We start from the raw sequence: 12604 nt of genomic DNA, 5'->3' as shown, positions 1-12604 counted from the left end.
GCACCGGAAGCGGCGTACGGAGGTCGGCGCCTATCGGCGGCCGACGACGAGCGCGTGGCCGAACCCCATGTCCTCGTGCCGCTCGACCTCGGCGAAACCCGCGTCCAGGAGTGCCTGTTCCATGTCCGCGGCGGAGTAGGCCATCCCCTCGCCGGAGGCGAGAGTCAGGAAGTAGGGGGAGACCAGCCCGGCACTCATCGGGCCGGTTCCCGCGTCGTCGGAGACGAAGTTGTAGACGAGGCACACGCCCCCGTCCGGCAACGCGGCCCGGCACCGACGCAGCAACGCGGTGTTCCGCGCCCGGGACCAGATCTCGAAGATGTGGAAGACCAGGACGGCGTCCGCCCCGGCGGGCAGTGGCTCGGCCATGATGTCGCCGGTGTGGAAGCGGATCCGCCGCCGCAGATCCGGATCGTCGATGCGGTCGGCGGCGAGTCGGGTGACGCTCTCCTGGTCGAAGACGGTGATCGTGAGGTGCGGGTAGCGCTGCGCGAGGTGGATGGCGTTGGTCCCGTCGCCACCCCCGACGTCGATCGCGTGCCGGACCGCGCTGAGGTCGTAGCGGTCCAGCAGCGGGGTGATCGCCTTGCGTGAGGCGTCTCCCATGTTCGCGTAGAAGACCCGCTGCAGATCGGGGTGTGCGGTGAGTCGCTCGTAGACGGTGGCCCCGGGCCCGGTCAGGTGGCGCAGGCCGACGTTGGTGCCGCGCCGGACGGACTCGGCCAGGTCGGGCAGCGCCGGGTTGATCACCTTGGCCTGTACGTCGACCAGGGGGCCGAGGTAGCGGGGACCGGAGCGCAGCAGCTTGCGGCGGGTCATCCCGGCGTTGACGTACGCGTCGCCGCACTTGTCCACCAGGCGCAGCGCACAGAGTCCGAGCAGCATCACCCGGGCCGGCTGGACCTCGATGTCCAGCGCCTGCGCCAACCGGGCGGGATCGGCTCCACCGCAGTCCTCCAGGTGCTCGAAGATCCCCAACTCCAGCGCGGTACGGAGTAGCTCGAACGCGGTGCTGCCGTGTGCCAGCAGCCGGAGGTAGTCGGCCTCCGTCACTGCGACGTCTCGATCGGTGCCCATGGTTCTCCTCTCCGCCGACGCCGGGCGGTCCGACCGGACCTCCCGGTGATGCGGTGGCTGCGGGGACGCCCCGATCGTGGTCGCGGCGGCGACGGCCCGGCATCTCCGTGCGTGCGCGCCCGGCGCCGCGACGTGACCGCCGCCCACGGCGCGGGCCAGCGCACGACGGAAGGTGTGTCCCCACAGTCGGCACTGCCAGCATCGGGATCAGGCCGGGCCGCGCCTGTGCGGGAAGGGGAGGCGGCCCGGTCGTCTTCCCATCGGCACTGTGGAGGGACATGGGTACACGGCGGGTGGCGATAATCGGTGCCGGTCCGGCGGGACTCTTCCTCGGCCGGCTGCTGGGCCTGGCGATGCGAGCCACGGTGGTCGACGTCTACGAGCGTGCCGCCCCCGGAGGGGCCGGCGGCTTCGGCATCACCCTGTCGGATCGGACGATGCGGCAACTGGCGGCCGGCGACCGGACGGTGGCCGAGCAGATCGGGCGGGCCGCCCGGCCACTGTCCGGTATCGAGCTGCGGCTGCCGGGCCGACGGCTGCGCTACGACGGCTTCCCGGTCGTCACGGTCTCCCGCACCTCCCTGCTGGCCGTGCTCACCGAACAGGCACGGCAGGTCGGCGTGCGGGTGCACCACGGGTGTGACGTCGACGCCGACGACCTCGACGCCGACGTGGTCGTGCTCGCCGACGGGGCCCGCTCGGCGAACCGCGCGGCGCGGTCGGCGACGTTCGGCACGACCGTCCGGACCGGCCTCGCCCGCTTCATCTGGCTGGGCACCGACGCCGACCTCGGCGATGCCGCGACGATGTTCTTCGTGCCGACCGAGTACGGGTCGATGGCCGCGCACGCGTACTCCTGTGGCGGTGGCCCGAGCACCGTGGTGGTCGAGATGGACGAGGGCACCTGGCGCCGGGCCGGTCTGCACCAGCCGGGTCACGGCGGCGCGGTGCCCGGCGAACTGGGCGAGACCGGACTGGCGCTGCTCGACGGCGTCTTCGCCGAGCGACTGGGCGGCGCGCTGATCGGCGACCGCCGCCGGTGGTCGCGCTTCTCGGTGGTGACCAACCGGCGCTGGTCGCACGGGAACCAGGTGTTGATCGGCGACGCCGCGCACACCGCGCACTTCACCGTCGCCTCGGGCACCTCGATGGCGCTCGCCGACGCACTCGCCCTGGCCGCGGCACTACGCAACCGGGACACCGTGGCCGAGGCCCTCGCCGGGTACGAGCGCCAGCGACGCCCTGCGGCGGTACGGATGCAGCGTCTGGCGGGCCCCAGCATGCGGTGGTGGGAGACGTACGGTCGCCGGATGCACCTGCCGGCGGCCCAGTTCGGGCTGCACTTCATCACCCGCACCACCGCGCTCAGCTATCTGGGGCTGCGGCGGCGCTGCCCGGTCCCACTCGACGCGGCGGAGGCGGTGTTCCGACAGTCCGCCGCCGGGGCGTCGGCCGCCCCGAATCCGGTCGGCTCCGTCACGATCGGCAGCGATCGAGCCGGCGCCCCTGCTTCGCCGCCCTCACCTTCCGGCCGCAACGCCGTCGCCGAGCCGTTCACCGACCACGGGTTGCGGCTCGCGCACCGGCTGCTCGGTGTGGGCCCGTCTCGGCCCGGATGCACCAGCGTGGGCGGGCCGCATCCGATGCCGGCGGGCTGGCTGCAACCGTGCCACGTCGCCGCCAGGTCGCCCGGACCCGGCTGGGACGCGGGCATCGAGGGCCGGCTGCTGGCCCCGGGTCGCCGCGCCCTGCGGTTCGTCGTCGTGGCGGTGACCGATCCGTGGGCCGACGACGAGACGTTGCGTGAGCTGTCCGGGCACCAACGCCGGGGAGTGGACGGTGTGCTGCTGCTGCCCGGTGAGCCCGGCTGGTGGGACCGGGCGACGGAACTCGGCGGCCGGGTCCGTACCGAACTGGGCCTCGTGGTGGCCGGCTGTGTGCCGGCTGACTGGTCGAGCGACCTGTGTCGCAGCGCCGCGGTCGACGCCTGGCCGGCCCGGATCCACCTGGCTCTCGTCTCGGCCCGGCTGGACCTGGTCGCGCAGTTGCCTCAGTCGGCAGCGGACCTGGCCGCACCCACCGTGTCCGACGAGACGTGACCTCGACTCGGGTCGCACTCCGGCCGTCACGTGCCCGCGTGACGGCCGGAGTGGCGAGCGCTCAGGCGGCGCAGGCGGCCAGGGCGGGGGGCGGCGGGCCGGCCGTCGCGCCGGTGAAGAGGTTCACGCAGGAGATCAGGAACTGCGGGTTCTCCTCCGGAATGAAGTGGCCGGAGTCGGGGGCGACGACCTCGCGGACGTCGTCGGCCACCTGGCGGAACGACTCCGCGACCGCCGGGCCGAAGGTCGCCGCCGACCCCACCGCCAGCACCGGCATCGGTAGCCGGCGGTGGGCGTTGGCCCGGTTGTTCTCGGCGTCTCCGCTGTACGCGCGGTAGTAGTTGTAGCCGGCGGTGCGGTCGGCGGGGTCCCGGTAGTAGCGGTAGTAGACGGTGCGGTCGATGGCGTCGCGGTTGACGCTGAAGTCGAAGATCATGCCCAGGTAGGTGGGGACGTCGTCGTTGTCGAGGATCCGCTCGGGAATCGGCGCGGGCGCCGCGTTGAACAGGAAGTGGAAACTCAGCGTGTAGGCGTCTTCGAGGCCGTAGCCGGAGAGCGTGGAGTCGAGCACCGCGATCCGGGAGACCTCGGTGGGGAACTCGCGGGCGTACGGGTGAGCGACGAGGACGCCGACGTCGTGCGCCAGGATCGACACCGTGCGGTGTCCGAGGGCGTGGACCGCCTGGCGGATGCGCTTGGCGGTGGTCACCTTGTCGTACCCGTCGGCGAAGTGGCTGGAGTCGCCCAGACCGGGCAGGTCGAATGCGACGACGGTGTGGTTGCGGGCCAGGGCCGGCATCACGTCGTGCCAGGCCCACCAGGTCTGTGGCCAGCCGTGCAGCAGCACCAGGACGGGCCCGCTGCCGCCGGTGACGTAGTGCAGTCGGCCGCCGTCGACGGCCACGGTGCCGTGCCGGAAGGACGGGTCGAACTTCGCCCGACCGGTCAGCGGCTCGCGGTACGGGTCGGCGGCTGCGGAACTGGACGCGCCGAGGGCGAGCAGGACCACCGCAGCCGCGACGGACGCGAGCACGCGTCGCCGCAGTGTTCGTCTCCGGTCACCCGGACCGCCGTCGTCGCGTCGTTCACGCCGCAGCACGGACAGAGTCATGGTGGCCCTTTCGTTGGTCGTTGCCCGGGGGAGTGCCCGAGGTCGCGGGTCGACGTCGAGGTCGGGGGCGCGTCGATTCCTCGGATCTACCGGAAGAAATGTGCCCGATCAGCGGAATGATGTGTCAAAGCAACAAGTCAGGTCGATAAGGTTGATCTTAGACGCGTTGCGTGGCCATCAGCAATGATCTATCCGTCTATCCGTCGCTGCCCCACCGGGTCGACATGGCGATCACGGGAACAAAGATGCGCCCCGACCGATGATTTTCGGTCGGGGCGGACGTCTACGGGTGATGGGAGCGGCTCCGGTGGCCGGATCGACGCGACAGTCAGGCAGCGACCACGGAATCCGCCTCCGCACAGTCCACCGTGGCCGACGGCGACTCCACGACGTACACCACGTCGTTGGTGCCGATGCCGCCCACGGCGAACCGGTCGAGCCACCGGTCGGCGCTGACCAGGTCGGCCACCTCGGTGAGCGTCTGGACATGTCCGGTCTCGATGTCGTACAGCCTGATGGACAGCATTACCTGGATCCTCCTTCCGGTGGGACGCCGGCTCGGGTGAACCCGGACCCGCGTCGATCAGCGTTCGTTTCGGGCACCCGCGACAACCAGGTCCGTGAAGGTCGCCAGATCCGGGTCCTCGAACAGGACCGCGACGTCGACCTCGATGCCGAGTTCCTCCTCGATCCGCCCGGTGATCCGGACGGCGGATATCGACTGTCCCTGCAACTCGAGGAAGGTCGCATCGCTCGACGCATCGTCACCAACGGCGAGCACATCGCGCCAGATGGCGCCGATCCGTTCACGTAACTCGGCTTCGTCCAGGACGGGCGGCACGATTCCCGGGGTCTCGTTCATGGGCTCCACTTCCAGCTCGCGCGCGGCTCTGCCTCCCATCGTGCGGGCTCGGACAGTGGCGGGCATCTCTGCGAATGCGCACTCCGGAAGACCGCTGCGCGCCGTCGGGTCGTTCCGGACCCGCGCGGTCGGCACCGCGCACGCCCAGAGATGCCCGCCCGTCGGCGCTTACCGAGACTTGCTGCGTGACGATCAACGTCCCCGTGCCGGAACCGGCGTCGCGCATCGACCCGGACCCGCTCGCCGCGGAGGTCCCCACCGCAGTCCGGGTGCGCCCGGCCGGCCCGCCGGCGTCGCTGCGCCGTGCGTACTGGGTCCGTGGCCCGCTCGACATCCACGCCCTACGGACCGCCTGGGCGCTGGTGCTCGACCGGCACGCGGCGCTGCGGAGGCCGCCGGCCGACCCCGATTCGCTCGTCCGGCTGGACGTACGGCACATCGCACCTCGGCACCACCGCATTGTCCTGGACGCCCATCCGACGGTGGCCGACCCCCGGTCGATGTCGATCCTGGCCGCCGACCTGTCGACGGCCTACGCCGAGGTCGTCAGGGGCACGCCGGTCCACGCCGTCGCCGCTCCGTCCGTCCGTCGGCCGGATGCCGCCGTCTCCGCCCCCGACGGTGAGGTGGACTTCGACTGGGGGGAGGAACTCGGGCGGCCCCTGCGGGACCTCGCCGCACGGGAGGGCACCGACACCGGCACGGCGCTGCTGGCCGGCTACCACCTCGTGCTGGCCCGGCACGGCGGGGACCAGGCGGCACCCGTCGCCGTCGCCGACGACCTGCGTCGACCGGGGCAGGAACGACTCGTCGGGCCGATGACCACCCTGTTGCCGCTCGACGGTCGGCCCGACGACGCCGACACCTTCCGAACCTACCTGCGGCGGATGGCGCGCCGCCGACACACGGCCCGACAATCCCGTTCGTCGCCCGTACGCTGGCTGAGCGACGCCACCGCACCGGACCACGGCGACGGGCCACGCGCCAGCGTCCTCGCCGTCGCGGATCCGCCGGCCCCGCTGCGCCTGGCCGGAGCCACGGTCCGGGCGCTGCCGTCCCCGCTCCGCGCCCTCCCCGTCGACCTGCTCCTCACCGTCTCGTCGGGCGTCGCGGGCCTCACCGGCACACTCGCATCCCCCACCGACCGGATCGGTCGTCGGTGGATCGAGGGCCTCCTCGGGCAGCTGCGCACCCTGCTGACCGCCGCGCTGCACGACCCCGACCAGCCGCTCAGCGACCTCCCCCTGGAGGACGCCGTGGACCAGGCAGCGACCCTGCGCGACGCCGACGCCACCCTGACACCCACGCCCGAGCCCGTGACCGAGCTGATCCGCCGGTGCCGCGACCGCTATCCGGACGCGCTGGCGGTGCGGAGCGAGGCGGGGAACCTGACGTACGCGGAACTGCTCGCCGGGGCGTCGGAGTCGGCGGCCCGGCTGACCGCCCGGGTACCGGTCGCCGGGCGAGCGGTGGCACTGCGCCTACCGATGGGCCCGACGCTGGTCCAGGCCGGTCTGGCGGTCCTCCTCGCCGGCGGTCATGTCACCTGGCTGGACCCGGGCGACGCGGGGGACCCCGTCCGGACACTCCTGGCCGACCTGCGCCCCGCCGCCCTGCTGGTCGGCGTCGAGACGGCCGGTGACCCGCTGGCCGAATGGTTCCGCACCGCCCAGGGCGGCCCCGTGCTGACGGCGGACGAGACGACCCACCTGTCCGGGCCACCGCCACCCGCGCCCGAGCCGGCCTCCACCGCCTACGTCGCGTTCACCTCCGGGTCGACCGGACGACCGAAGGGCGTGCCGCAGACCCACGCCGCCCTGGCGCAGTTCGCCATCTGGCTGGCGCACACCGCGCAACTGGGGCCCGGCAGCCGCGTGGCGCAGTGGGCGGTCGTCACACACGACCCGGCGCTGTGCGAGGTGGTCGCGGCGCTCACCTCGGGTGCCACCGTGGTCGCGGTGCCACCGCGGGTCCGGGTGCACCCGGAACGCTTCCTGCGCTGGATGGACCACGAGGGCATCACCATGCTGCAGACCGTGCCCAGCTTCGCCCGGGAACTGATGGCCGCCATCGACCGGGGAGCCGAGGTTCCGGCCCGGCTGGCCCACCTGTTCCTGATCGGGGAGTCGCTCGCCGTGACCCTGGCGAACCGGCTGCGCCGGGCGCTCACCGGCGTCCGGCTGTGGAATCTCTACGGCCCGACCGAGACGATCGCGGCAAGCGTGTACGAGATCGTGGCGCCGCTGCGCGGGCGACGCGTCCCGATCGGCCGACCGATACCCGGCCGGCAGGTCCTGGTCGTCGACGAGGCGGACCGCCTCTGCCCGGCCGGTGTACCTGGCGAGATCGTCGTGCGCAGCCGCCACGCCGCGTCGGGCTACCTACCGGTCGGCACCGACGACACGCCGTTCCGGCCACTGCCGGGACTGCCCCCGCCCCAGGACCCGGCCATCCGCTGCTACCGCACCGGCGACCTCGGCCGACGCCGTTTCGACGGCGAACTCGAATATCTCGGCCGCCGGGACCACCAGGTCAAACTCGCCGGTCGACGGGTCGAACTCGCCGGCCTGGAGGCAGGGCTGGCAGAGCATCCACTGGTCGCCGACTGCGCAGTGTCGCCGGTGACCGACCCGGACGGCCTGGTGAGCCGGCTGGTCGTCTTCGTGGTGCCGCGCCCGCCCGCGTCGCCGCCGGTGGTGACGCGGGAACTGCGCGTGCTGCTGCGCCGCCGTCATGGGCCGGTGAGCCGCCGTACCTCCTTCGTGCCGCTCGACCGGATCCCGCGCAACCCCGCCGGCAAGGTCGATCGCGCCCGGCTACCCGATCCCCGCACCGCCGACCACCCACGACGAATGGAAGACGAGCATGGCTGACAACGACAACGGCGCGACGCCGGTGCTCCTCGACGGCGCCGGACTCACCGTCGACGGCGTCCGGCAGGTGGCCGAACGGGGTACGCCCTGCGTGGTGCCGGCCGCCGCGTTGGCCCGCGTGGTGGCCAGCCGGCAGCGGTTCGAGGACATCGTCCGGCAGGGCGTGCCGGTCTACGGCGTGACCACCGGATACGGCGAGATGATCTACATGTTGGTGGACCACCCCAAGGAGGTGGAACTCCAGACGAACCTGGTCCGCAGCCACAGTGCCGGAGTCGGACCGTGCTTCTCCGAGGTGGAGGCCCGCGCCATCCTCGCCACCCGACTCAACGCCCTCGCCAAGGGCTACTCCGCGGTCCGCTCGGAACTGATCACCCGACTGGAGATGTACCTGAACCTCGGCATCACCCCGGCGATCCCCGAGATCGGCTCGCTGGGTGCCAGCGGCGACCTGGCACCCCTGTCACACATCGCCAGCACCCTGCTCGGTGAGGGGTACGTGCTGCGGGACGGTCAACCGGTGCCGACCGCCGGTGTGCTGTGGGAATACGGCATCGAGCCGCTGGAACTGCGCTTCAAGGAGGGCCTCGCACTCATCAACGGCACCTCCGCGATGACCGGACTCGGTGCGCTGGTGCTCGGGCGGGCGGCCGACCAGGTCCGTCAGGCCGAGATCGTCGCCGCCCTGGTGATCGAGACGCTGCGGGGGTCGACCGGCCCGTTCCTCGCCGAGGGACATGACCTGGCCCGACCGCATCCCGGCCAGATCGATTCCGCGGCCAACCTGCGGGCCCTGCTCGACGGCAGCACGCTCACCGTCTCCCACCCGGACCTGCGCCGGCAGGTCGCCGAGGAATGGCAGCACGACCAGGCAGTCCAGCGCACCGACATCTACCTGCAGAAGGCGTACTCCCTGCGGGCGGTCCCGCAGGTGCTGGGCGCGGTCCGGGACACCCTCGCCCAGGCCCGCGCGACCGTCGAGATCGAACTCAACTCCGCCAACGACAACCCGCTCTTCTTCGGCAGCGGAGAGGTCTTCCACGGCGCCAACTTCCACGGTCAGCCGGTCGCCTTCGCGATGGACTACGTGACCATCGCCCTGACCCAGCTCGGAGTGCTCTCCGAACGGCGGACGAACCGGCTGCTCAACCGACACCTCAACTACGGCCTGCCGGAGTTCCTGGTGCTGGGTGAACCGGGACTGCACAGTGGCTTCGCCGGCGCGCAGTACCCGGCCACGGCACTGGTCGCGGAGAACCGCACGATCGGCCCGGCCAGCATCCACAGCATCCCGTCCAACGGCGACAACCAGGACATCGTCAGCATGGGCCTGATCAGCGCCCGCAACGCCCGCCGGGTCCTGACGAACAACGACACCATCCTGGCGGTGGAGCTGCTGGCCGCCGCCCAGGCGGCCGACGTGGCCGGACGCGCCGACGGCCTGGGCCCGGCCGGTCGAGCCGCCTACGAGTTCACCCGCTCCCTCGCTCCCACCCTCCACCAGGACCGATACATGGCCGACGACCTCACCGCCGTGGCGTCCGCACTGAGCCGCGGTGAGCTGCTCGACGCCGTGCTGCGCAGCGAGGTGGCCCTGCGCTGACCCCTGCCACCACAGAGATCACGGAGGACTTCACATGACCGACGACGAGTTCGACTACGACCTGATCGTGGTCGGTGGTGGACCCGGCGGCGCCACCGTCGCCACCCTGGTCGCGATGCAGGGGCACCGGGTCCTGCTGCTGGAGCGGGAGAGCTTCCCCCGCTACCAGATCGGCGAGTCGCTGCTGCCCTCGACCGTGCACGGCGTATGCCGGTTGATCGGCGTCGCCGACGAACTCGCCCGCGCCGGCTTCCCCCTCAAGCGGGGCGGCACCTTCCGCTGGGGCCGCAACCCCGAGCCGTGGACGTTCGCCTTCGCGATCTCCCCACGCTTCGCCAGCGACGCCACCGCATACCAGGTCGAACGCATGACGTTCGACCAGATCCTGCTCGACAACGCCCGCCGCCGCGGCGTCACGGTCCGCGAACGGTGCGCCGTGGTCGACGTGCTGGAGGAGGGGGATCGGGTCTGCGGCGTCCGCTTCGACGACGAGGACGGTGTACGCCGGGAACTGCGCAGCCGGTACGTCGTGGACGCCTCCGGCCACCGCAGCCGCATCCACCACCGCATCGGCGGCGAACGGCACTACTCGGAGTTCTTCCGCAACCTCGCCCTCTTCGGCTACTTCGAGGGCGGCAAGCGGCTCCCCGCGCCCAACAGCGGCAACATCCTCGCCGTCGCCTTCCCCGGCGGCTGGTTCTGGTACATCCCCCTCAACGACACCCTCACCAGCGTCGGAGCCGTACTCCGGCCGGAGGCGCTGGACCGGGTCCGCGAGGGCGACCGGGAGACGGTGCTGCGCCAGCTCATCAGCGAGTGCCCGCTGATCGCCGAGTACCTGGCCGAGGCGACCCGGGTCACCGACGGCCCGTACGGCGAGGTACGGGTCCGTAAGGACTACTCGTACCTCCACGACAGCTTCACCCGACCCGGAATGCTGCTGGTCGGTGACGCGGCCTGCTTCATCGACCCGGTCTTCTCCTCCGGCGTGCACCTGGCCACCTTCAGCGCACTGCTCGCCGCCCGCTCGATCAACACCTGCCTGGCCGGAGAGTTGGACGAGGCGGGCACCCTCCAGGAGTTCGAGACGCGCTACCGCCGCGAGTACGCCCTGTTCCACGACTTCCTCGTCGCGTTCTACGACATGGACCAGGACGAGGACTCGTACTTCTGGACCGCCAAGCGCCTCACCGACGACGACGTCGCCAGCTCGGTGCAGGCCTTCGTCCAACTCGTCGGCGGCGGGGGCTCGGGAGAGAGCGCGCTGCTCGACCCCGGCGCCTACCGACAGAACCGCAAGGAGGCGTTCCAGGAGCTGGCCGACGTCGTACAGAGCCCCGTCGACGTGCCGGGGGAGGACCGTGACCTGCTCGGGTCGAGCCTGCTCAAAGGCGTCCTCAGAGAAGGCGTCCGCGTACAGACCCAGGCGGCGCTGGGCGGCAACGTCGACGACCGACGCCCGCTGCGCCCCGGCGGGCTCATCCCGTCCGCCGACGGGATGCGGTGGCGCCGACCCGAACCGGAGGCCACCGGCGGATCGGCACTGCGGGGAGCCGGACATGAGGCGGGATGAGACCGGCGCGTCGTCGTCGTTGTGGACCCTCCCGACCGACCTGACCACCACCGAGCCACGACCGGAACCGCCGCCGGGGCGCGTCGCCCTCTCCCGGCAGCAGGAGTTCCTCCACATGGTCGACGACGGCAGCGGCTCCGGGCCGTTCGGCCCGCACTACACCATCGTCGGCGGGTGGCGGATCCGTGGGCCGCTCGACGTGGCGGTGCTACGGAGCGCGTTGGCCGACGTGGTCGCCCGGCACGAGTCGCTGCGGACGATGATCGTCCGCGACCCCGGCCCGCACCAACTCGTCCGCCCCCCGCAGGAGCCACACCTGCACGTCGAGGAGCTGCCGACCACCGGCACCGACCGGGAGCACGACGCGGAGATCCTGCTCAACGAGGTGGAGTCCCGGCCGGTCCCCGCGACGGAGTGCCCGAGCCTGCGGGCGCACCTGGGACGATTCGACCGCGAGGACGCCGTCCTCGTGCTCGCCGCCCACCACACCGGTGTCGATGGCTGGTCGATCCAGGTGGTGCTGCGGGACCTGGCACACTGCTACCGGGCCCGGCGCTCCGGACGCCCGCCCGAACTGCCGAAGGTCCGCCAGTACCGGGACTACGTACGGTGGCAGCGGCAGGCGGCCGACGGGCCCTCCGTCGTCGCCGCCCGTCGCTACTGGGCCGACCACCTGCGCGACGCCGTGCTCACCCCGGTCCGGATCGACTGGCCACGTGGGCGGCACCAGGCCGACGGCACCGCGTGGTACCGCTTCCGGTTCGACGAGGACCTGGGCCGGCGGGTGCGGGCGTACGCAGCCGAGCGGCGCTGCACGCCCTTCATGGTGTTGGCGGCGGCACACGTACGGCAGCTCGCCGACGCCACCGGCCTCGACGAGGTCGTCATGCCCACCTTCACCCCGGGCCGCCGTCCCGCATGGACGGTCGACATGGTCGGCTCGTTCTTCAACCTGCTGCCGCTGCGGATCGCCACGCCGCCCGGTGGGCGCTTCGCCGACCTCGTCGACCGGGTCAGAGCCACCTGCCTGGCCGCCATCCGCCACGAGATCCCCTTCGTCGACCTGCTGGGGGTCGCGCCAGACCTGATGCGCGCCGCAGCCGACCAGGAACACGCCTCCTGCGTGTTCCAACTGGTGCAGTCCCCGTTCATGGCCGTCGACGAGCGCATCGGTGACCTCACCTACCGCGCCATGCGGCGCCGACTGCGGTCGCAGGAGTTCGGCTCGCAGATCCCGGACGGCGCGCTGTGGGCGGTGGAGTTCGACGCCACCGGCGGCATCGTCGGCAGCATCGGCTACCGCCGCAGTCAGTTCCGGGCCGACACGGTGGCCGCTCTGGTCGACGGCCACCACGACGTCCTGGACCGCGTGCTACCCGCCTGAGCGACGACGACCCGCCCGTCCC

The 12604-nt window shown here is 72.1% G+C and carries 9 protein-coding genes; 5 read left to right on the top strand and 4 right to left on the bottom strand.

Annotated elements, in window-relative coordinates; all coding sequences use genetic code 11:
- Positions 1–30: 30 nt before the first annotated feature.
- On the bottom strand, positions 31–1077 hold the full coding sequence (locus ACQVFL_RS19335; protein ID WP_396697194.1) for a methyltransferase: 1047 nt from the start codon (positions 1075–1077) through the stop codon (positions 31–33).
- A 278-nt stretch (positions 1078–1355) separates the two neighbouring features.
- Here ACQVFL_RS19335 and ACQVFL_RS19330 point away from each other — a divergent pair, with 278 nt between their 5' ends.
- Entirely contained in the window at positions 1356–3176 is a 1821-nt protein-coding gene (locus ACQVFL_RS19330; protein ID WP_396697197.1) for an FAD-dependent monooxygenase, read from the top strand.
- Between the two features lie 61 nt (positions 3177–3237).
- Here the strand turns inward: ACQVFL_RS19330 and ACQVFL_RS19325 are convergent, their stop codons facing one another.
- The 3 genes from ACQVFL_RS19325 to ACQVFL_RS19315 all read right to left on the bottom strand — a co-directional run bounded on the left by ACQVFL_RS19325 (position 3238) and on the right by ACQVFL_RS19315 (position 5149).
- The gene (locus tag ACQVFL_RS19325) at positions 3238–4287 is read right to left on the bottom strand and encodes an alpha/beta fold hydrolase (RefSeq protein ID WP_396697199.1); all 1050 of its coding nucleotides are present in this window, start codon (positions 4285–4287) and stop codon (positions 3238–3240) included.
- A gap of 328 nt (positions 4288–4615) precedes the next feature.
- Positions 4616–4813: a hypothetical protein gene (locus tag ACQVFL_RS19320; protein ID WP_396697201.1), complete on the bottom strand. Its 198-nt coding sequence runs from the start codon at positions 4811–4813 to the stop codon at positions 4616–4618.
- 57 nt (positions 4814–4870) lie between these two features.
- Complete coding sequence (locus tag ACQVFL_RS19315; protein WP_396697203.1) at positions 4871–5149, bottom strand: phosphopantetheine-binding protein; 279 nt, start codon at positions 5147–5149, stop codon at positions 4871–4873.
- A gap of 185 nt (positions 5150–5334) precedes the next feature.
- On the opposite strand from ACQVFL_RS19315, the gene ACQVFL_RS19310 reads away from it, so the two are divergent.
- From ACQVFL_RS19310 to ACQVFL_RS19295, 4 genes are read left to right on the top strand one after another with little or no spacing between them, the layout of a single operon-like run.
- Entirely contained in the window at positions 5335–8022 is a 2688-nt protein-coding gene (locus ACQVFL_RS19310; RefSeq protein ID WP_431727230.1) for an AMP-binding protein, read from the top strand.
- A complete protein-coding gene (cmdF, locus tag ACQVFL_RS19305) occupies positions 8015–9625 on the top strand; it encodes a tyrosine 2,3-aminomutase (protein ID WP_396697207.1) in 1611 nt (536 codons plus the stop codon). The genes ACQVFL_RS19310 and cmdF overlap by 8 nt, the downstream gene beginning before the upstream one ends.
- 34 nt (positions 9626–9659) lie before the next feature.
- A complete protein-coding gene (locus tag ACQVFL_RS19300) occupies positions 9660–11198 on the top strand; it encodes a tryptophan 7-halogenase (protein WP_431727229.1) in 1539 nt (512 codons plus the stop codon).
- On the top strand, positions 11185–12582 hold the full coding sequence (locus ACQVFL_RS19295) for a condensation domain-containing protein (RefSeq protein WP_431727228.1): 1398 nt from the start codon (positions 11185–11187) through the stop codon (positions 12580–12582). Before ACQVFL_RS19300 ends, ACQVFL_RS19295 begins: the two co-directional genes overlap by 14 nt.
- The last annotated feature ends 22 nt before the right edge of the window (positions 12583–12604 follow it).

Source organism: Verrucosispora sp. TAA-831 (assembly GCF_050780145.1).
Classification (GTDB): Bacteria; Actinomycetota; Actinomycetes; order Mycobacteriales; family Micromonosporaceae; genus Micromonospora.
This window is presented reverse-complemented; position numbering and strand designations above follow the sequence as displayed.

What these genes read in the sequence shown, in the direction of transcription:
- ACQVFL_RS19315 (WP_396697203.1), bottom strand. Translation starts at nt 5,149, where the DNA reads ATGAACGAGACCCCGGGAATCGTGCCGCCCGTCCTGGACGAAGCCGAG.
- ACQVFL_RS19300 (WP_431727229.1), top strand. Translation starts at nt 9,660, where the DNA reads ATGACCGACGACGAGTTCGACTACGACCTGATCGTGGTCGGTGGTGGA.
- ACQVFL_RS19295 (WP_431727228.1), top strand. Translation starts at nt 11,185, where the DNA reads ATGAGGCGGGATGAGACCGGCGCGTCGTCGTCGTTGTGGACCCTCCCG.
- ACQVFL_RS19330 (WP_396697197.1), top strand. Translation starts at nt 1,356, where the DNA reads ATGGGTACACGGCGGGTGGCGATAATCGGTGCCGGTCCGGCGGGACTC.
- ACQVFL_RS19335 (WP_396697194.1), bottom strand. Translation starts at nt 1,077, where the DNA reads ATGGGCACCGATCGAGACGTCGCAGTGACGGAGGCCGACTACCTCCGG.
- ACQVFL_RS19320 (WP_396697201.1), bottom strand. Translation starts at nt 4,813, where the DNA reads ATGCTGTCCATCAGGCTGTACGACATCGAGACCGGACATGTCCAGACG.
- cmdF (WP_396697207.1), top strand. Translation starts at nt 8,015, where the DNA reads ATGGCTGACAACGACAACGGCGCGACGCCGGTGCTCCTCGACGGCGCC.
- ACQVFL_RS19325 (WP_396697199.1), bottom strand. Translation starts at nt 4,287, where the DNA reads ATGACTCTGTCCGTGCTGCGGCGTGAACGACGCGACGACGGCGGTCCG.